The 16,874-nt window shown below is 64.3% G+C and carries 17 protein-coding genes; 10 read left to right on the forward strand and 7 right to left on the reverse strand.

Annotation, left to right across the window (positions count from 1 at the left end; genetic code table 11):
* Positions 1 to 71 precede the first annotated feature (71 nt).
* The 3 genes from ACV1FX_RS19250 to ACV1FX_RS19260 all read right to left on the reverse strand — a co-directional run bounded on the left by ACV1FX_RS19250 (position 72) and on the right by ACV1FX_RS19260 (position 1,983).
* On the reverse strand, positions 72 to 878 hold the full coding sequence (locus tag ACV1FX_RS19250) for an FAD binding domain-containing protein (RefSeq protein WP_473119125.1): 807 nt from the start codon (positions 876 to 878) through the stop codon (positions 72 to 74).
* 39 nt (positions 879 to 917) lie between these two features.
* Complete coding sequence (locus ACV1FX_RS19255) at positions 918 to 1,403, reverse strand: (2Fe-2S)-binding protein (RefSeq protein ID WP_027525325.1); 486 nt, start codon at positions 1,401 to 1,403, stop codon at positions 918 to 920.
* A gap of 133 nt (positions 1,404 to 1,536) precedes the next feature.
* Entirely contained in the window at positions 1,537 to 1,983 is a 447-nt protein-coding gene (locus ACV1FX_RS19260) for an SRPBCC family protein (protein WP_473119126.1), read from the reverse strand.
* A 170-nt stretch (positions 1,984 to 2,153) separates the two neighbouring features.
* Here ACV1FX_RS19260 and ACV1FX_RS19265 point away from each other — a divergent pair, with 170 nt between their 5' ends.
* The 3 genes from ACV1FX_RS19265 (at position 2,154) to ACV1FX_RS19275 (ending at position 4,895) form a co-directional block, all read left to right on the forward strand.
* The gene (locus ACV1FX_RS19265) at positions 2,154 to 3,509 is read left to right on the forward strand and encodes a 3-carboxy-cis,cis-muconate cycloisomerase (protein WP_473119127.1); all 1,356 of its coding nucleotides are present in this window, start codon (positions 2,154 to 2,156) and stop codon (positions 3,507 to 3,509) included.
* Between the two features lie 99 nt (positions 3,510 to 3,608).
* Positions 3,609 to 4,391 carry a 3-oxoadipate enol-lactonase gene (pcaD, locus tag ACV1FX_RS19270; RefSeq protein WP_473119128.1) on the forward strand — a complete coding sequence of 261 codons (783 nt, stop codon included), beginning with the start codon at positions 3,609 to 3,611 and terminating at the stop codon, positions 4,389 to 4,391.
* 111 nt (positions 4,392 to 4,502) lie between these two features.
* Positions 4,503 to 4,895, forward strand: a complete 393-nt coding sequence (locus ACV1FX_RS19275) for a carboxymuconolactone decarboxylase family protein (protein WP_473119129.1) — start codon at positions 4,503 to 4,505, stop codon at positions 4,893 to 4,895.
* On the opposite strand, the gene ACV1FX_RS19280 is transcribed toward ACV1FX_RS19275, so the two are convergent.
* Together ACV1FX_RS19280 and ACV1FX_RS19285 are read right to left on the reverse strand one after the other, a co-directional pair.
* Positions 4,857 to 5,390: a hypothetical protein gene (locus ACV1FX_RS19280; RefSeq protein WP_473119243.1), complete on the reverse strand. Its 534-nt coding sequence runs from the start codon at positions 5,388 to 5,390 to the stop codon at positions 4,857 to 4,859. The genes ACV1FX_RS19275 and ACV1FX_RS19280 overlap by 39 nt on opposite strands.
* 185 nt (positions 5,391 to 5,575) lie before the next feature.
* On the reverse strand, positions 5,576 to 5,734 hold the full coding sequence (locus ACV1FX_RS19285; protein WP_284272422.1) for a hypothetical protein: 159 nt from the start codon (positions 5,732 to 5,734) through the stop codon (positions 5,576 to 5,578).
* Positions 5,735 to 5,997: 263 nt separating this feature from the next.
* Between ACV1FX_RS19285 and ACV1FX_RS19290 the strand changes: the two genes are divergently transcribed.
* The 5 genes from ACV1FX_RS19290 (at position 5,998) to ACV1FX_RS19310 (ending at position 11,091) form a co-directional block, all read left to right on the forward strand.
* Positions 5,998 to 6,915, forward strand: a complete 918-nt coding sequence (locus ACV1FX_RS19290) for an ABC transporter permease subunit (protein ID WP_473119130.1) — start codon at positions 5,998 to 6,000, stop codon at positions 6,913 to 6,915.
* 12 nt (positions 6,916 to 6,927) lie between these two features.
* A complete protein-coding gene (gene livM / locus ACV1FX_RS19295) occupies positions 6,928 to 8,253 on the forward strand; it encodes a high-affinity branched-chain amino acid ABC transporter permease LivM (RefSeq protein WP_473119131.1) in 1,326 nt (441 codons plus the stop codon).
* Positions 8,250 to 9,083 (forward strand): ABC transporter ATP-binding protein, encoded by an 834-nt coding sequence (locus ACV1FX_RS19300; protein ID WP_473119132.1) that lies wholly within the window; start codon positions 8,250 to 8,252, stop codon positions 9,081 to 9,083. The genes livM and ACV1FX_RS19300 overlap by 4 nt, the downstream gene beginning before the upstream one ends.
* A complete protein-coding gene (locus ACV1FX_RS19305; protein ID WP_473119133.1) occupies positions 9,080 to 9,820 on the forward strand; it encodes an ABC transporter ATP-binding protein in 741 nt (246 codons plus the stop codon). The genes ACV1FX_RS19300 and ACV1FX_RS19305 overlap by 4 nt, the downstream gene beginning before the upstream one ends.
* A gap of 152 nt (positions 9,821 to 9,972) precedes the next feature.
* On the forward strand, positions 9,973 to 11,091 hold the full coding sequence (locus tag ACV1FX_RS19310; protein ID WP_473119134.1) for a branched-chain amino acid ABC transporter substrate-binding protein: 1,119 nt from the start codon (positions 9,973 to 9,975) through the stop codon (positions 11,089 to 11,091).
* Positions 11,092 to 11,160: 69 nt separating this feature from the next.
* Here ACV1FX_RS19310 and ACV1FX_RS19315 read toward each other — a convergent pair whose 3' ends face one another.
* Positions 11,161 to 11,538: a response regulator gene (locus ACV1FX_RS19315; protein WP_473119135.1), complete on the reverse strand. Its 378-nt coding sequence runs from the start codon at positions 11,536 to 11,538 to the stop codon at positions 11,161 to 11,163.
* Between the two features lie 294 nt (positions 11,539 to 11,832).
* Here ACV1FX_RS19315 and ACV1FX_RS19320 point away from each other — a divergent pair, with 294 nt between their 5' ends.
* Both ACV1FX_RS19320 and ACV1FX_RS19325 read left to right on the forward strand, forming a co-directional pair.
* Positions 11,833 to 14,613, forward strand: a complete 2,781-nt coding sequence (locus ACV1FX_RS19320; RefSeq protein ID WP_473119136.1) for a PAS domain S-box protein — start codon at positions 11,833 to 11,835, stop codon at positions 14,611 to 14,613.
* A gap of 62 nt (positions 14,614 to 14,675) precedes the next feature.
* Complete coding sequence (locus ACV1FX_RS19325) at positions 14,676 to 15,671, forward strand: P1 family peptidase (protein ID WP_473119137.1); 996 nt, start codon at positions 14,676 to 14,678, stop codon at positions 15,669 to 15,671.
* A gap of 196 nt (positions 15,672 to 15,867) precedes the next feature.
* Here ACV1FX_RS19325 and ACV1FX_RS19330 read toward each other — a convergent pair whose 3' ends face one another.
* Positions 15,868 to 16,710, reverse strand: coding sequence for an EF-hand domain-containing protein (locus ACV1FX_RS19330; RefSeq protein ID WP_473119138.1), 843 nt, complete (start codon positions 16,708 to 16,710; stop codon positions 15,868 to 15,870).
* Between the last annotated feature and the right edge of the window lie 164 nt (positions 16,711 to 16,874).

Here is a 16,874-nt window from a genome sequence, read left to right on the forward strand (position 1 = left end):
TTGCGCATGATCTTGCCGGAAAACCGCTGCACACTTTGGGCTAACGCGGCCCTTCGGGTCCGGATCGTGCGCTACTCTTTGGCGTTGGCAGCGTCGACGGCGCGCCGCGTCAGCACTCCGATCAGATGCGCGCGATACTCCGCGCTGCCGTGGATATCGCTGTTGAGGCCCTCCGCCGGCACGTCGATGCCGTCGAGCACCTTCGAGGAGAAGCGCTTCTTCAAGGCTTCCTCGAACGCGGTGACGCGGAATACGCCGTCCGAGCCGGCTCCGGTGACGGTGACGCGCACATCCGACGGACGTCGCGCCACGAACACGCCAACCAGCGCATAGCGTGAGGCCTGGTTGCGGAATTTGACATAAGCCGCCTTCTTCGGCAGCGGGAACATCACCTTGGTGATGATCTCGTCGGCCTCGAGCGCGGTCGAGAACAGGCCCTGAAAATACTCTTCGGCTTTCAGGCGGCGCTTGTTGGTGACGATGGTGGCGCCGAGGGCGAGCACGGCCGCCGGATAGTCCGCGGTCGGGTCGTTGTTGGCGAGCGAACCGCCGATCGTGCCCTTGTGACGGACCGCCGGATCACCGATTCCGCCCGCAAGGCTCGCGAGCGCCGGGATCGCTTCGCCCACGATCGCCGACGTCGCGACATCGGCGTGCTTCGCCGTGGCGCCGATCACCAGCGAACGGCCCTTCATCTCGATCGTGTCGAGACCTTCGATATGGGAGAGATCGACAAGATGCGGCGGGCTTGCCAGGCGCTGCTTCATCACGGGAATCAGCGTGTGGCCGCCGGCGATCACCTTGGCGTCCTCGTTCTTCACCAGGAGATTGGCGGCCTGCCGCACGGTCCCTGGGCGATGATATTTGAATTCGTACATGATGGACTTCCTGATCGCGAGAGGCGCGCGAGTGTCGGTTTACGCGAGATCGGATTTCGCCATCGCCTTCGCGCCGGCGGCGATCGAGGCGACGATGTTCTGGTAACCGGTGCAGCGGCAGAGATTGCCCTCGAGCTCTTCGCGAATCGTGTGGTCGTCGAGCTCATGGCCCTTGCGATGGACGATGTCGATCGCCGTCATGATCATGCCGGGCGTGCAGAAGCCGCACTGCAGGCCGTGATGCTCGCGGAAGGCCTCCTGCATCGGATGCAGAGGCGCGCCGTCGGCGGCCAGCCCCTCGATGGTCTTGACCTCGTGACCATCGGCCATCACGGCAAGCGTGGTGCAGGATTTCACGGCCTTGCCGTCGAGATGCACGACGCAGGCGCCGCACTGCGACGTGTCGCAGCCGACATGGGTCCCGGTCAGCCGCAGATGCTCGCGCAGGAACTGCACCAGCAGGGTGCGGGGGTCGACGTTGGCGTTGACGGGATTGCCGTTCACGATAAGGGAGATTTTGGCCATCAGGACTCTCTGGTCAGCACCCCGCCGTGTCCGGCGAAGCGGTTCTTATAGTTATTCCAACCCATCATATGGGCCATTGCACCTTCGGGCAACATCGCCCGGAATGCAGGCAGTTATGCCTTCAGGCGCAGGGCTAACCCTGTACCGCCTTGGCGAAATTCGCAAAAAATTCGTCGGCGAGCTTTTTGGCGGCGCCGTTGATCAGGCGCTGGCCGAGCTGCGCCAACTTGCCGCCGATCTGCGCCTCAACGTCATAAGAGAGCAGCGTGCCGCCGTCCTTCTCCGACAGCTTCACCGCCGCACCGCCCTTGGCGAAGCCGGCTACCCCGCCCTCGCCTTCGCCCGATATCTTGTAGCCGTTCGGCGGGTCGAGATCGCTGAGCATCACCTTGCCCTTGAAGCGCGCCGACACCGGGCCGACCTTCATCTTGGCGACGGCGCGAAAACCGCCGTCCTCGGTCTTCTCCAGTTCCTCGCAGCCGGGGATGCAGGCCTTCAGCACCTCGGGATCGTTGAGCTTGCCCCACACGGCCTCGCGCGACGCCGCAAGCTGAACCTCGCCGTTCATTGTCATGGCCATGGGCTGCCTCCCGGGATTTATTGACGCAATGCTGCTCAAGTAACGCAGGGCCGCCGCAAAGGAAAGAGCGGCCGACGATCACATGCAATGCATATTCGCAACTGCAAAAAGCTTGCGCCTGCGGTTTGGGATTGGCAGACGCGGCCCATGGTGGTTAGGTCCCGCGCAACATGAGCACATCCCTCTCCCCCCTGCTTGCACCGATGCTGTCGAGCGCAGCCATGCGCGCGGTCTGCGATGACCGGGCCTACCTGCAAAACATGCTCGAATTTGAGGCAGCATTGGCCCGCGCGGAAGCCGCAACCGGCGTAATTCCCGCAAGCGCGGTCGGCCCAATCGAAGCCGCCTGCAAGGCGTCGGCGTTCGACCTTGCCGCACTCGCGGAGGCCGCGACGCGGTCAGGCAATCTGGCGATCCCCCTTGTCAAGGCGTTGACCGCAGGTGTCGCCAAGGCCGATGCGGACGCCGCGCGCTACGTGCATTGGGGCGCGACCAGCCAGGACGTCATCGACAGCGCGACCATGCTCATGCTTCGCGCCGGGATCGATGCGCTGGACGCCGACCTCAGCCGCGCCATCAAAGGGCTCTCCGCGCTGGCGCGCACCCACCGCAACACCGCCATGGTGGCACGCACCTGGCTGCAGCACGCGCTGCCGATGCCGTTCGGGTTGAAGGCTGCCGAATATGCCGCAAGCCTTGCCCGCGCACGCTGCCGGCTGCGGCGGCTGCGCCGCGAGGGCCTCGCGCTGCAATTCGGCGGCGCCGCCGGTACGCTCGCAGCACTCGGCGACAAGGGGCTCGTCGTCGCCGAGCGACTTGCGCAGGAGCTGGACCTGCAATTGCCCGAGGCGCCCTGGCACACGCATCGCGACCGTATCGCCGAGGCGGCCTCAAGCCTTGCGATTCTCGCCGGCAGTTGCGGCAAGATCGCCCGCGACGTCTCGCTGATGATGCAGACCGACGTTGCCGAAGCCTTTGAGCCCGCCGGCGAAGGCCGCGGCGGCTCCTCGACCATGCCGCACAAGCGCAATCCGGTCGCGGCCGCAAGCGCCCTTGGGGCCGCGACGATGGCGCCGCAATTGGCCGCGACGATCTTCGCGGCCCAGGTCCAGGACCACGAGCGCAGTGCCGGTCCCTGGCACGCGGAATGGCCGACACTGCCGCAATTGATGCTGATCGCCTCCGGCGCGCTCGCAGCCATCGTCGACATCGCCGAAGGCCTCGACGTCGACGCCGCGCGCATGCGCGCCAATCTCGACGCGACGCACGGCCTGATCATGGCGGAAGCCGTCACCTTCGCGCTCGCCGAGACCATCGGCAAGAGCGATGCACATCATCTGGTCGAAGCCGCAAGCAAGAAAGCGGTCGCCGAGAAGAAACATTTGCGCGACGTGCTCACGGCCGATTCGAACGTCACCGCGCATCTTGCGCCGGAGAAAATTGCAGCATTGTTCGAGCCGATGGCCTATCAAGGCGCTTCCCAGGCCCTGATCGACCGGCTGCTGGATTCACTGGATCTCTCCTGATGTCATTGCCGGGCTTGACCCAGCAATCCATCATCGAGAATAAATTCACTTTCCTAGATGGATGCGCGGGTCAAGCCGGCGCATGACGAGGTAGACGCCATGCCCATGATCGACGCCGACGGGTGCCTGCTCAACGTGTCCGTCGAAGGCCGCGACGGCGGGCCGACGCTCATGCTCTCCAATTCGCTCGGCTGCACGCTGCAGATGTGGGAGCCGCAGATGAAGGCGCTGACGCAGGTGTTCCGCGTCATCCGCTACGACCGCCGCGGCCACGGCAAGTCAACCGTGGCTCCCGGCCCCTATTCGATGGAGCGCTTCGGCCGCGACGTGCTCGCGATCCTGGACGATCTCAATATCGAGAAAGTGCATTGGTGCGGCCTGTCGATGGGCGGCATGGTCGGGCAGTGGCTCGGCGCCAACGCGCCGGAGCGGCTCGGCAAGATCATCCTCGCCAATACGAGCTGCTACTATCCGGATCCGACCAACTGGCTCAACCGCATCAAGGCCGTCAAGGAAGGCGGGATCGCAGCCGTCGCCGACACCGTGATCGCAGGCTGGCTGACGGCCGATTTCCGCGAGCGCGAGCCGCAGATCACCGCGAAGATGAAGGCGATGCTGGTGGCCTCGCCCGTCGAGGGCTATCTCGCCTGCTGCGAGGCGCTGTCGACGCTCGACCAGCGTGCGCTGCTGCCGAAGATCAAGAGCCCGACGCTCGTGATCGCCGGGCGTCATGACATGGCAACTCCGATCTCGGCAGGCGAATTGATCCGCAGCCAGATACCCGGCGCCAGCATGACCATCATCGATGCCGCCCACATCTCCAATGTCGAGCAGCCCCACGCGTTCACCGACGCGGTGGTCGGCTTCTTGACGCAACGCTAGTTTCACAACGCGTCATTGCGAGGAGCGCAGCGACGAAGCAATCCAGGCTGTCTCCGCGGACACATCTCTGGATTGCTTCGCTGCACTCGCAATGACGGCTAGGAGGCTCGAATGGACGACGAGAAGCGCCGCGATGCCGGCATGAAGGTGCGCCGCAAGGTGCTCGGCAATGCCTGGGTCGACAAGTCGATCGCCAACCGCAATGCGTTCAACACCGATTTCCAGGACATGATCACCCGCTACGCCTGGGGCGAGATCTGGACGCGGCCGCATTTCGACGAGCGGACGCGGCGCGTGCTCGTCATCGGCACCATGGTCGCGCTCGGGCAATGGGACGAATTTCGCCTGCATGTGCGCGCAGCGCTCGCCGAGGGCGGCTTCACCCCCGACGACATCAAGGAAATCCTTCTGCAGCAGGCTATCTATTGCGGCGTGCCGGCGGCCAACCACGCCGTCAAGGAAGCCTCAGCGATTGTGCAGGAGCTCGGCCTGCTCAAAAGCTAGCGGAGCCCCGGCTTCCGGAACCCCGGCTTCAACCGGCCGCCGGGCCGGCCGTTCGATCACCAGCACGATTGTCGCGCCGAGCAGCAGCAATAGCTCGGTGGCGTGCAGCCTGAGAGCGGCCATCTCTCCCACCTTCGAGGCCATCGCCATGCTCGCAAACGAGATCAGGCTACCGATGACAAGCGCGATGGCGAGCGCCTCGTCGGAGCCGCCGGCCCTGCGGACCCGGGGGATGGCGAGCAGCGCCAGGAAAATGGCAAAGAACGCAACCACGGTGAGGCGGCCGAGCGCCAGCAGCCATGCTGCGCGGACCGTGCTCACGCCCGACATCTGGAGCTGATCGCTGATGAACAGCGCCACCGCGACGCTCGGCCGCTCAAACAGGCCGTGCACGGGGGAGACCATGATGTTGAAGGCGATCAGCGTCCAGGCCGGGATGAAATAGGCGGCGAGCACCACGCCATTGATTGAGCCGATCCGCCAGTTCTTCAGCATTGCCGTTTCCCGCATGATTCCATCTGGCCCGAGCAATCGGGCCTTTTGCGGTAGCTAACTCCCCCCGACTTGAGGGGGCAATTTAAACTCTTTGTTTACCTTAACTGCTGTGGACAAGCCTCAGCCGGGCAAAAGAAAAAGTCCCGCCTTTCGGCGGGACTGCACAATTCCAATGTGCTTCGAGATCAACGCTGGTCCTGACCATGCTGGCCCGGCTTGTCGCCCTGGCGCATCGGATCCTGCTGCTGCTGTCCGGGTTTCTGGCCGCCACCCTGCTGCTGATCGGGGCGCTGGCCGGGCTTCTGATTCTGCTGGCCCGGATTCTGGTTCTGCTGCTTCGTCATCGCGGGAAACTCCCAGGTTGGACGTCACAAGGTCAGATAACGACCGGCAGTGACTATGGTTGCCCGGGAACCGGGTTCCGCCCCCGAGCGACGGAACCCGAAGGCAAAATGAACTCTGTACAAGCCTTTATGCCAAGGCCAGCCCAGTTGCGGCCGCCAGTTCCGTCCTGTTACAACAATCGGATTGCTCGAGGGCTGCCGGGGCCCAAGAACTCTCTCAAGAGCTCCCTTTGAGCCGCGTCAAGTTGAGATAACGGCAGCCCATGGACTATTTCGCCCAGCAGCTCATCAACGGTCTCGTCCTTGGTTCGATCTACGGCCTGATCGCCATCGGCTACACGATGGTCTACGGCATCGTCGGCATGATCAATTTCGCCCATGGCGATATCTTCATGATCGGCGGCTTCATCGCCCTGATCACCTTCCTGATCCTGATCTCGCTCGGCCTGACCGCGGTTCCGATCATCCTCCTGGTCGTACTCCTGGTCTCGATGGCAATCACCGCGCTCTATGGCTGGACGGTCGAGCGCATCGCCTACCGCCCGCTGCGACACTCCTTCCGCCTCGCCCCCATGCTGTCGGCGATCGGCATGTCCTTCGTGCTGACGAACTACTCGCAGGTGGCTCAGGGCGCCCGCGTCAAGCCGATCCCGCCGTTGATCACCGGCGGCTACACGTTGCACGAGAGCGCGGACGGTTTTGTGATCCAGCTCTCCAACATCCAGATCGTGGTGGTCATCACCACCATCGTACTCTTGTTGATCTTCAACCGGCTCGTCTTGCGCACGCGGCTCGGGCGCGACATGCGCGCCTGCGAGCAGGACCAGACCATGGCGGCGCTGCTCGGCGTCAACGTCGACCGCACCATCTCCATGACCTTCGTGATCGGCGCGGCGCTCGCGGCTGTGGCGGGCCTGATGTACCTGCTCTACTATGGCCAGGTCGATTTCAACATGGGCTTCGTCGCCGGTATCAAGGCGTTCACGGCGGCGGTGCTCGGCGGCATCGGCTCGCTGCCCGGCGCGGTGCTGGGCGGGCTTGCGATCGGCCTGATCGAGACCTTCTGGTCGGCCTATTTCTCGGTCGAGTACAAGGACGTCGCCGCGTTCTCGATCCTGATCATCGTGCTAATCTTCATGCCGACCGGCCTGCTCGGCCGTCCCGAAGTCGAAAAAGTCTGACGGATCGCCTGCGTGACAGCTCTTTCGCAAGAAACGGTATCCGCAACCCGCACCGCGGGTATCCCCTTCATCCTGAAAAAGGCCGTCCTGAGCGCTCTCGTCGCGCTGGTGCTGTTTTCGATGATGATCGGCATCCGCACCGAGGCGGGTCCCGATGGGCAACTGACTTACTGGACGCGGCTCGGCGAACTCGCCTCCATCGTCGGCATCGTGTTCGGAGGATCGATCCTCATCGAATTGGCGCGGCAATGGATCGGGCCTGTCGGCGCCGAGAAGCTGGTGCCGCCCACTGTGCATCGCGGCATGTCGTTCCTCGGCCACTACCTGGCGCCCGCGCTTCTGGTCTTCACCTTCCTCGTGCCGGTCATCTTCTATAACCAGCGCTACATCCTCGACCTCGCGATCCTCGTGCTCACCTATGTGATGCTGGGCTGGGGCCTCAACGTGGTGGTCGGGCTCGCCGGCCTGCTCGATCTCGGATACGTCGCCTTCTATGCGGTCGGGGCCTATTCCTACGCACTGCTCGCCACCAATTTCGGGTTGTCATTCTGGATCTGCCTGCCGCTCGCCGGCATCCTCGCAGCCATGTGGGGCGTTATGCTCGGCTTCCCGGTGCTACGGCTGCGCGGCGACTATCTCGCGATCGTCACGCTCGCTTTCGGCGAGATCATCCGGCTCGTCATCATCAACTGGCAGAGTCTGACCGGCGGGCCCAACGGCGTCACCGGCATTCCGCGCCCCACCCTGTTCGGCATCCCGCTCGACAACAGCGACGACGGGCTCGCCGCAAAGCTCGGCATCGAATATTCGCCGACCCACCGCATCGTCTTCCTGTTCTACCTGATCCTGGCGCTGGCGCTGCTCACCAACTGGGTGACGATCCGCCTGCGGCGCCTGCCGATCGGCCGCGCCTGGGAAGCCCTGCGCGAGGATGAGGTCGCCTGCCGTGCGCTCGGAATCAACACCACAACCACGAAACTGACGGCATTCGCGACGGGTGCGCTGTTCGGCGGCTTCGCCGGCGCCTTCTTCGCCACGCGCCAGGGTTTCATCAGCCCGGAATCCTTCACCTTCCAGGAATCCGCACTGGTGCTTGCCATCGTGGTGCTCGGCGGCATGGGCTCGCAGCTTGGCGTGGCGCTTGCCGCTCTCGCCATGATCGGCGGCTTCGAGCTGTTCCGCGGGCTCGAGATCTACCGCATGCTGGTATTCGGTTGGGCGATGGTGCTGATCATGATCTGGCGACCGCGCGGCTTGATCGGCCATCGCACGCCAACCGTGTACCTGAAAAAGTCGCAGGCCATCTCCTCCGACCTCGTCAAGGAAGGCCACGGATGAGCGGCGAACGTATCCTCAGCGTCGATCAGCTCACCATGCGCTTTGGCGGTATCGTCGCCGTGCAGGACCTCTCGTTCTCCGCTGATCGCCGCAAGATCACGGCGCTGATCGGACCGAACGGAGCCGGCAAGACCACGGTGTTCAACTGCATCACCGGCTTCTACAAGCCGACCGGCGGCGCCATCCGCCTCACCCACGATGACGGCAAGGAAATCGCGCTCGAGCGGCTCAACGACTTCCGCATCGCCAAGCATGCCAAGGTCGCCCGCACGTTCCAGAACATCCGCCTGTTTCCCGGGATGACGGTGCTGGAAAACCTCATGGTGGCGCAGCACAACATGTTGATGCACGCGTCCGGTTTCACCTTCCTCGGCCTGATCGGGGCACCGAATTACCGTAGTGCGGAAGCGCAGGCGATCGCTCTGGCGACCGATTGGCTGAAGCGCGTCGGCCTGCTGGATCGCGCCGACGATGCGGCCGGCAACCTCGCCTATGGCGACCAGCGCCGCCTCGAGATCGCGCGCGCGATGTGCACCGAGCCTGCGCTCCTGTGCCTCGACGAACCGGCTGCCGGCCTCAACGCGCGAGAGAGCGCCGCCTTGAGCGAGCTCCTGCTTTTGATCCGCAACGACCTCGGAACCTCGATCCTCCTGATCGAGCACGACATGTCGGTCGTGATGGAGATCTCCGACCACATCGTGGTGATGGACCACGGCGTGAAGATCGCGCAGGGCACGCCGCGCGAGGTGCGCGACGATCCCAAGGTGATCGCCGCCTATCTCGGCGCCGACGAGGAAGAAGCGATGGCGGTCATGGAGAGCGGGTCGTGACGGCGGCATCTCCCCTGCTCGCAATCCGGGGCCTGCGCGCGGCATACGGCAAGATCGAGGCGCTGAAGGGCGTCGACGTCGAGATCAATTCCGGCGAGATCGTCGCGCTGATCGGCGCCAATGGCGCCGGCAAGTCGACGCTCATGATGACGATCTTCGGCAAGCCGCGCGCCCGCGCCGGGCAGATCCTGTACGAGGGCAAGGACATCACGGCGGTCCCGACCCACGAGATCGCCCATTTGCGCATCGCGCAATCGCCGGAAGGCCGCCGCATCTTCCCGCGGATGAGCGTCGCCGAGAACCTGCAGATGGGGGCCGACGTCACCGACTCGACGCCGGCGGAACGGGAGGGCACGCTCGAGCGCGTGTTCGCGCTGTTTCCGCGCCTGAAGGAACGCTTCGCCCAGCGCGGCGGAACCTTGTCAGGCGGCGAGCAGCAGATGCTGGCGATCGGGCGCGCCTTGATGAGCCGCCCTCGCCTGCTCATGCTCGATGAGCCCTCGCTGGGGCTCGCCCCGCTCATTGCGCGGCAGATTTTCGATGCGATCCGCACCCTGAACCGGCAGGACGGCCTGACCGTGCTGATCGTCGAGCAGAATGCCAACCATGCCCTGAAGCTCGCCCATCGCGGCTATGTCATGGTCAACGGCCTGATCACGCTCGCAGGTAGCGGCGCTGAATTGCTGCAGCGCCCCGAAATTCGCGCCGCCTATCTGGAAGGTGGCCGGCACGCCTGACCGGCCCCAGCCTGCGCGAGAATACGGCTAGATATCTTTGCTAATGCCCGTATTTTGCCGGTGACTTCTCCGTAAATTCATTCAAGAATGGCGCCGGTTTGAACCGGGCTAACCCGGCAACTCCCAACAGACGACCACCCGCGAGGTATCTCATGAAATCACTGAAGCTCATCGGTCTGGCATTTGGCGCGTCCGTAGCGCTGTCGACGGCGGCGTTCGCGCAAGATATCACCATCGCAGTCGCGGGCCCGATGACCGGCACCGAGTCCGCGTTCGGCCGGCAGATGAAGAACGGCGCCGACCTGGCGGTGGCGGACATCAACGCCGCCGGCGGCGTCAACGGCAAGAAGCTCGCGCTCGACGCCGAAGACGACGCCTGCGATCCGAAGCAGGCCCGCTCGGTAGCTGAAAAGATCGCCGGCGCCAAGATTCCGTTCGTCGCCGGGCATTTCTGCTCGTCGTCCTCGATCCCTGCCTCTGAAGCCTATGCGGACGGCAACGTCCTGCAGATCACTCCGGCTTCGACCAACCCGCTCTTCACCGAGCGCAAGCTGTGGAACGTGGCACGCGTCTGCGGCCGCGACGACCAGCAGGGCCTGATCGCCGCGCAGTTCATTGTCAAGAACTTCAAGGGCAAGAACATCGCGATCCTCAACGACAAGACCACCTACGGCAAGGGTCTTGCCGACGAGACCAAGAAGGCGCTCAACAAGGCCGGCATCACCGAGAAGCTCTACGAGTCCTATAACAAGGGCGACAAAGACTTCAACGCGATCGTCTCGCGTCTGAAAAAGGAGAATGTCGACCTCGTCTATGTCGGCGGCTACCATCAGGAAGCCGGCCTCATCCTGCGCCAGATGCGCGACCAGGGCCTGAAGACGGTGCTGATGTCGGGCGACGCGCTGGCCGACAAGGAGTACGCCTCCATCACCGGCCCCGCCGGCGAAGGCACGCTGTTCACCTTCGGCCCCGACCCGCGCAACAAGCCGAGCGCAAAGAAGATCGTCGAAGCCTTCAAGGCCAAGGGCATCGATCCCGAAGGCTACACGCTCTACACCTACGCTGCGCTGCAGGTCTGGACGCAGGCGGTCAAGAAGGCCGGCACCACCGACGCCAAGAAGGTCATGGAGACCATCAAGGCCGGCAAGTGGGATACGGTCCTCGGCCCGATCGAGTATGATGCCAAGGGCGACATCAAGCAGATCGACTACGTCGTCTACAAGTGGGACGCCAAGGGCGGTTACGCCGAGCTCGGCGCCAAGGGCTCCTAAAGGGTTCCCTGGCCTCGAAGCCATCCTCACAAACGCCCCGGCTCGCCGGGGCGTTTTCGCATCCGCCGCTCAGACCGCCGCCCTGAGCTTACCCGATTGCGCCGTCTTTAGCGCCTGGAGGAGATCGTTGGGCCGGAACGGCTTCGGCAGGCAGACGACATTGGCAAGGCCGGGCGCCTCCTCCATGAAGTCCAGCGCGGTCATGCCGGAGATGGCGACAATCGGGAAGTTCGGGGAACTCTCGCGGATCGCCGCGATGACCTCGAGGCCGCTGGTGTCGGCCAGAAAAATATCCACGATCGCCGCGTCGAACGCCGCTTCGCCGAATGCCTTCAGGCCGGCCGCGCCGCTCTCCATCTCCACGACCTCGAAACGATTGACCCGGAGCACGATGGACACCATCGCCCGGACCTCTTTCTGGTCGTCGATCACGAGGATACGGGGCATGGAACACCTCCCGGCATCTTGAAATTGGTGTCGGTCGAGGAAACTGACTCCTTGAACGGAATCCCGCCACAGCCGCGAAGGTATTATTTCCCAGGTCGGTAAAGGTCGGCTTACCCGCTCCCCGCTCCTCGCGCTGATAAAAATTAAGTAAGCTCTAACCTTCGGTTGAGTCGCGTATCCTCCCATCAAAGCGCGTGTCCAGACCCCGCTACCGCGGAGAAGGCTGGCGGGCTAAGATGCTCCGGGAGAGAGTGTCTTACTGGAAGTGTCAATGACGGTCCGCAAGAGGTGAACGTGCTGGCACCGAACGACCGAAGCACTTTTCTTTCGACCCTGCCCGCCTGCCAGAGCGATCGCACTGCAGCATTGGCGATCGTCGGGATTTCGACGGTCCTCTTTGTCCTCGCCGTTCCATTCGCCGGCACGCCGCTGGCGCGCGTACCGGCCTTCGTTGCGAGCTATCAATCCGCGCTCGCCGTCAGCGACACCATCACCGCAGTGCTGCTGCTGTCGCAATTCGCTGTGCTACGCACCCGTGCTCTGCTGATGCTTGCAACGGGCTACCTATTCACGGCGGCTGCGGCGATCGTCCACGCCCTTACTTTTCCCGGTCTCTTTGCGCCGGCGGGATTGCTCGGCGCGGGTCCGCAAACCACCGTGTGGATCTACATGATCTGGCACGGCGGCTTTCCGCTTTGCGTGCTGGCCTATGCGTGGACGAAAGGCGCCGATGGCGGCGTCAGGATCGCGGGGCCGGTCCGCCATGCCGTCGTCGGGAGCATGCTCGGGGTCGCAGCGCTCATGACCGTGTTGACGTGGCTCGTCACCAGCCAGCACGACCTGCTGCCGGTGCTGCTTCGCGACGGCCGCTACACGGTGACCATGATCGGCGTGGTTTCCTTCGTATGGTCCCTGAGCTTCGCGGCCCTCATCCTGCTGTGGTTCCGCAAGCCACATTCGGTGATCGACGTCTGGCTCATGGTCGTCATGTGCGCGTGGCTGTTCGACATCGCGCTCTCTGCGATCATCAATGTCGCGCGGTTCGATCTCGGTTTCTATGCGGGGCGCATCTACGGTCTTTTGGCCGCGAGCTTCGTGCTCGCCGTTCTGTTGATCGAGAATGTCCGCCTCCAGGCGCAGACCATGGATCTGCTCGGCATGCTGCGACGGCAATCGGCCTCGGAGCGCGACCAACACGGCGAACGCGAGCGGCTGTTCAGCGCGGTCGTGGAATCCTCCAACGATGCCATCATCACCAAGTCGCTCGATGGAACCATCACCGCGTGGAATCGCGCCGCCGAGCGCCTGTTCGGCTTCTCCGCGGCGGAAGCCGTCGGCCAGCCGATCGACATCATCATGCCGGAGGGCAGCCGGGAAGAGACGGAAGAGATACTCGCCCGTACCCGCAATGGGGAGGTCATCGAGCAGCAGGAAACCGTGCGCGTGAACAAGAGCGGGCAGCCGCTCGACATCGTGCTCAGCCTGTTCCCGCTCTGGTCGTCAGACCGCAAGATCATCGGCGCCTCCAAGATCGCCCGCGACATCACCGAGCGGAAGCGAACGCAGGCCGCGCTCAATCGCGAGGTCGAGGAGCGCCAGCGCATCTTCGAGACATCGCAGGACCTGATCCTGGTCACCGACGGTTACGGCAATTTCGTCCAGGTCAGCCCGAGCGTGAGGAATATCCTCGGCTTCGGCCCGGAAGACATGATCGGCCACAACGCGACGGAGTTCATCCATCCCGATGATCTCGATAGGACGCGCGAGGAAATGCGCGCCGCGCGGCGCGGCCTGACCAAGCGCAGTTTCGAGGCACGCTACCCCCACAGGGACGGGCATGACGTCACGCTGAACTGGATGGGCACCTGGTCGGCACCGGTGAAGCGTCATTTCTTCATTGGACGCGACCTCACCGAAAAGCAGACAGCCGAGGCGCAGTTCAGGCAGGCGCAGAAAATGGATGCTATCGGCCAGCTCACCGGCGGCGTCGCGCATGATTTCAACAACGTGCTCACGGTCATCACGGGCACGATCGGAATCCTGTCCGACGCCGTCAACGACAGGCCTGATCTGGCGGCAATTACCAGGCTGATCGACGATGCGGCCGAACGCGGCGCGCAATTGACCAGGCACCTTCTCGCCTTTGCCCGCAAACAGCCGCTGCAGCCGCGCGAGGTCGACCCTAACGCGCTGGTCGTGGAAGCGGCCAAGCTGCTGCATCCGACGCTTGGCGAGCAGATCACCATCTCGCCGCAGCTGACCGAGGACGCCTGGCCGGCGCTGGTCGATCCGAGCCAGCTCACGACCGCGATCCTGAACCTCGCCCTGAACGCGCGCGATGCCATGCCCGACGGCGGCACGCTGGTCCTGGAGACCCGCAACGTCTTCCTCGACGAAAGCTATGCGAGCATGAACGTCGACATCATCGCCGGCAGTTACGTGATGATCGCGGTGAGCGACACCGGCACCGGCATTCCGGCTGAGCTGATCGAGCGTGTGTTCGATCCCTTCTTCACGACGAAAGAGGTCGGCAAGGGTACAGGACTTGGGCTGAGCATGGTGTTCGGCTTCGTCAAGCAGTCCGGCGGACACGTCAAGATCTACAGCGAGGAAGGTCACGGCACGAGCGTGAAGATCTATCTGCCGCGCTCAACTGGCGTGCAGGAGACCCCGCTCGAGGCGATGCGGAACGTGCCGATCGAGGGCGGCGACGAAAAGATCCTGATCGTCGAGGATGACGCGCTGGTACGCCAATATGTCGTGACCCAGATCAGGAGCCTCGGCTACAACGCGCTGGAAGCGGCGAATGCCGCAGAAGCGCTGACACTGATCGACGGCAATGCCGACATCGACCTGCTCTTCACCGACGTGATCATGCCGGGCGCCATGAACGGTCGCCAGCTCGCCGACGAGGCCGCAAGGCGCCGCCCGATGCTGAAGACGCTGTTCACGTCAGGCTATACCGAAAACGCCATCGTCCATCACGGCCGGCTCGACTCCGGTGTGCTGCTGCTCGCAAAACCCTACCGCAAGTCCGAGCTCGCCCGGATGCTCCGCGTCGCGCTCGCCGGTTGAGCGCGGCTTGCGCCTGCGCTATCGCTGACGGCACTGTCGCTTGCAGCGCCGGGAGTGCCGCCTTGAAAAACCTCCTCACCGACATCGCCGGCGTCCGCGTCGGGCACGCCCATGATGAAAAGCTCGCTTCGGGGGCGACTGCGATCGTGTTCGACCAGCCGGCGGTGGCGGCGATCGACGTGCGCGGTGGCGGGCCGGGGACGCGTGAGGACGCGCTGCTCGATCTTGCCAACACGGTCGAGCGCGTCGATGCCATCGCGCTGTCGGGCGGTTCCGCCTTTGGGCTCGAGACCGGCGGCGGCGTACAGGCCTGGCTCGCCGAGCAGGGCCGCGGATTCCGCGTCCGCGAGGCGATCATCCCGATCGTGCCGGGCGCAATCCTGTTCGATCTGCTCAATGGCGGCGACAAGGCCTGGGGCCGCTTCGCGCCCTATCGCGACCTCGGTTACGCCGCGGCTGCCTCGGCCGGTGTGGACTTCGCGCTCGGCAGCGTCGGCGCGGGCCTCGGCGCCACCACGGCGAATTTCAAGGGCGGGCTCGGCTCGGCGTCCGCCGTGACCAGCAACGGCATCAAGGTCGCGGCGATCGCCGCCGTCAACGCGGTCGGCAGCGTCACGGTCGGCGACGGCCCCTGGTTCTGGGCCGCGCCGTTCGAGGTGAGCGGCGAGTTCGGCGGCCGCGGCCTGCCGGACGCCTTCACCGATGACATGCTCAAGATGCGCATCAAGGGCGGACCGGCCGCGAGCGCGCGCGAGAACACGACGATCGGCCTCGTCGTCACCGACGCGACGCTGACCAAGGCGCAAGCCAAGCGCCTCGCCATGATCGGGCAGACCGGCTTTGCCCGCGCGATCTATCCCGTGCATGCACCGACCGACGGCGACGTGCTGTTTGCCGCCGCGACCTGCGAGAAGGCGATCGATCCGATCATCGACCTCACAGAGGTCGGCATGGTTGCAGCCAATGTCGTGGCGCGCGCGATCGCACGCGGCGTGCACGATGCCACGGCGTTGTCGTTCGCCGGAGCGCTGCCTTCGTGGAAGGATCGGTACGGCTAGTCCAACATTCTCGTCACCGCCCGGCTTGAAAACGGGTGATCCAATCACCAGAGACGTGGTTGGAGACTCGCGACAAAAAGCTCGAAGACAACCCCATGCAAAGTACGGCGGCTGTCGCCGTCGCTATGCTCGGGGAACACCGAAACGGTTGAGACTGCAGAGGGATACGGCCAACCGGGGGGCGCAGCGTCCCCGCTTATGCGCTCACCGACAGCGACGAGGCCGCGGAGGCCGACAATTGCTGCGCTTCGCGCTGGATCATCTGCTCGATCCAGTTGTAGGACGATGTCGCAGAGTTCGAGCCGCTGGAGTTGGAGCCGGAGTTCGATGAGCTCGACGCCGCCGGCGTCGTCATCGAGACTTTCGAGCCGTCGGCATAGGTGAGGGTGGTCGTGGTCGAGCCGTCGCTGTTGGTCACGGACGTCGAGGTCGCCCCGGTCAACGGATCGGAACTGCCGTCCGAGCCGCTGCTGCTGGCATCCCCGGAACCGCTGGAGCTGCCGGCGCTTTCGGCCTGATGGTGACCGTGATGTCCCCCCTTCAGCGCCTTCGACATCTCGTCGAGGCTGACGCTGCCGTCGCCATTGGTGTCGAGCTTGGAGAAGACGTCGTCGGCCTGCGCCAGATTGGTGCCGCCGGCACCCAGCGCGTTCTCGAATTCCGATTTGGTGATCTTGCCGTCGCCATCGGCATCGATCTGCGAGAACAGATCCTTCAGGGCGTCCTGCGGGCTCATCGAGGTCGACGACGAACTCGTTGAGGAGCTCGACGAGGTCGAGCTGGAGGAGCTGCTCGTGCTCGCCGACGACTGGCTCTGCGCCGCAATCAGCGCGCTCATCGTCTCAGGCGATATCTGCGGACAATTGCCGGCATTGACCGACGAGCTCGCGCCGCTCGTCGTGCTGCTGCCGCTGTCGATCGAGAACGGGTTGGTCGTCCCCTGCGTGGAGCTCGTCTGCTGCGTGGAGGACGTCTTCGAGGACGTCAGCGACTGCAACGCGTCGAGCGCACCCGATACGGCACCAAGGGCGAACAACATTCGACAACTCCGGACGATGCGGCGAGCCGCGGCTAATGCTCCAATCCAGTCAGCAAGCGTCGTGCCAGCGCAAAAACCTCAATCAAATCCGGCTGTCCCGCGCCTTGCACCGTCTGGGAACACCGGCAATTCGTGCCGGGCACGGCAGAATTTTCCGCCCACAG

The organism is Bradyrhizobium ingae (assembly GCF_055791185.1).

Coding starts and splice junctions, on each gene's coding strand:
- ACV1FX_RS19250 (WP_473119125.1), bottom strand. CDS start 878: ATGTACGAATTCAAATATCATCGCCCAGGGACCGTGCGGCAGGCCGCC.
- ACV1FX_RS19255 (WP_027525325.1), bottom strand. CDS start 1,403: ATGGCCAAAATCTCCCTTATCGTGAACGGCAATCCCGTCAACGCCAAC.
- ACV1FX_RS19260 (WP_473119126.1), bottom strand. CDS start 1,983: ATGGCCATGACAATGAACGGCGAGGTTCAGCTTGCGGCGTCGCGCGAG.
- ACV1FX_RS19265 (WP_473119127.1), top strand. CDS start 2,154: ATGAGCACATCCCTCTCCCCCCTGCTTGCACCGATGCTGTCGAGCGCA.
- pcaD (WP_473119128.1), top strand. CDS start 3,609: ATGCCCATGATCGACGCCGACGGGTGCCTGCTCAACGTGTCCGTCGAA.
- ACV1FX_RS19275 (WP_473119129.1), top strand. CDS start 4,503: ATGGACGACGAGAAGCGCCGCGATGCCGGCATGAAGGTGCGCCGCAAG.
- ACV1FX_RS19280 (WP_473119243.1), bottom strand. CDS start 5,390: ATGCTGAAGAACTGGCGGATCGGCTCAATCAATGGCGTGGTGCTCGCC.
- ACV1FX_RS19285 (WP_284272422.1), bottom strand. CDS start 5,734: ATGACGAAGCAGCAGAACCAGAATCCGGGCCAGCAGAATCAGAAGCCC.
- ACV1FX_RS19290 (WP_473119130.1), top strand. CDS start 5,998: ATGGACTATTTCGCCCAGCAGCTCATCAACGGTCTCGTCCTTGGTTCG.
- ACV1FX_RS19300 (WP_473119132.1), top strand. CDS start 8,250: ATGAGCGGCGAACGTATCCTCAGCGTCGATCAGCTCACCATGCGCTTT.
- ACV1FX_RS19310 (WP_473119134.1), top strand. CDS start 9,973: ATGAAATCACTGAAGCTCATCGGTCTGGCATTTGGCGCGTCCGTAGCG.
- ACV1FX_RS19315 (WP_473119135.1), bottom strand. CDS start 11,538: ATGCCCCGTATCCTCGTGATCGACGACCAGAAAGAGGTCCGGGCGATG.
- ACV1FX_RS19330 (WP_473119138.1), bottom strand. CDS start 16,710: ATGTTGTTCGCCCTTGGTGCCGTATCGGGTGCGCTCGACGCGTTGCAG.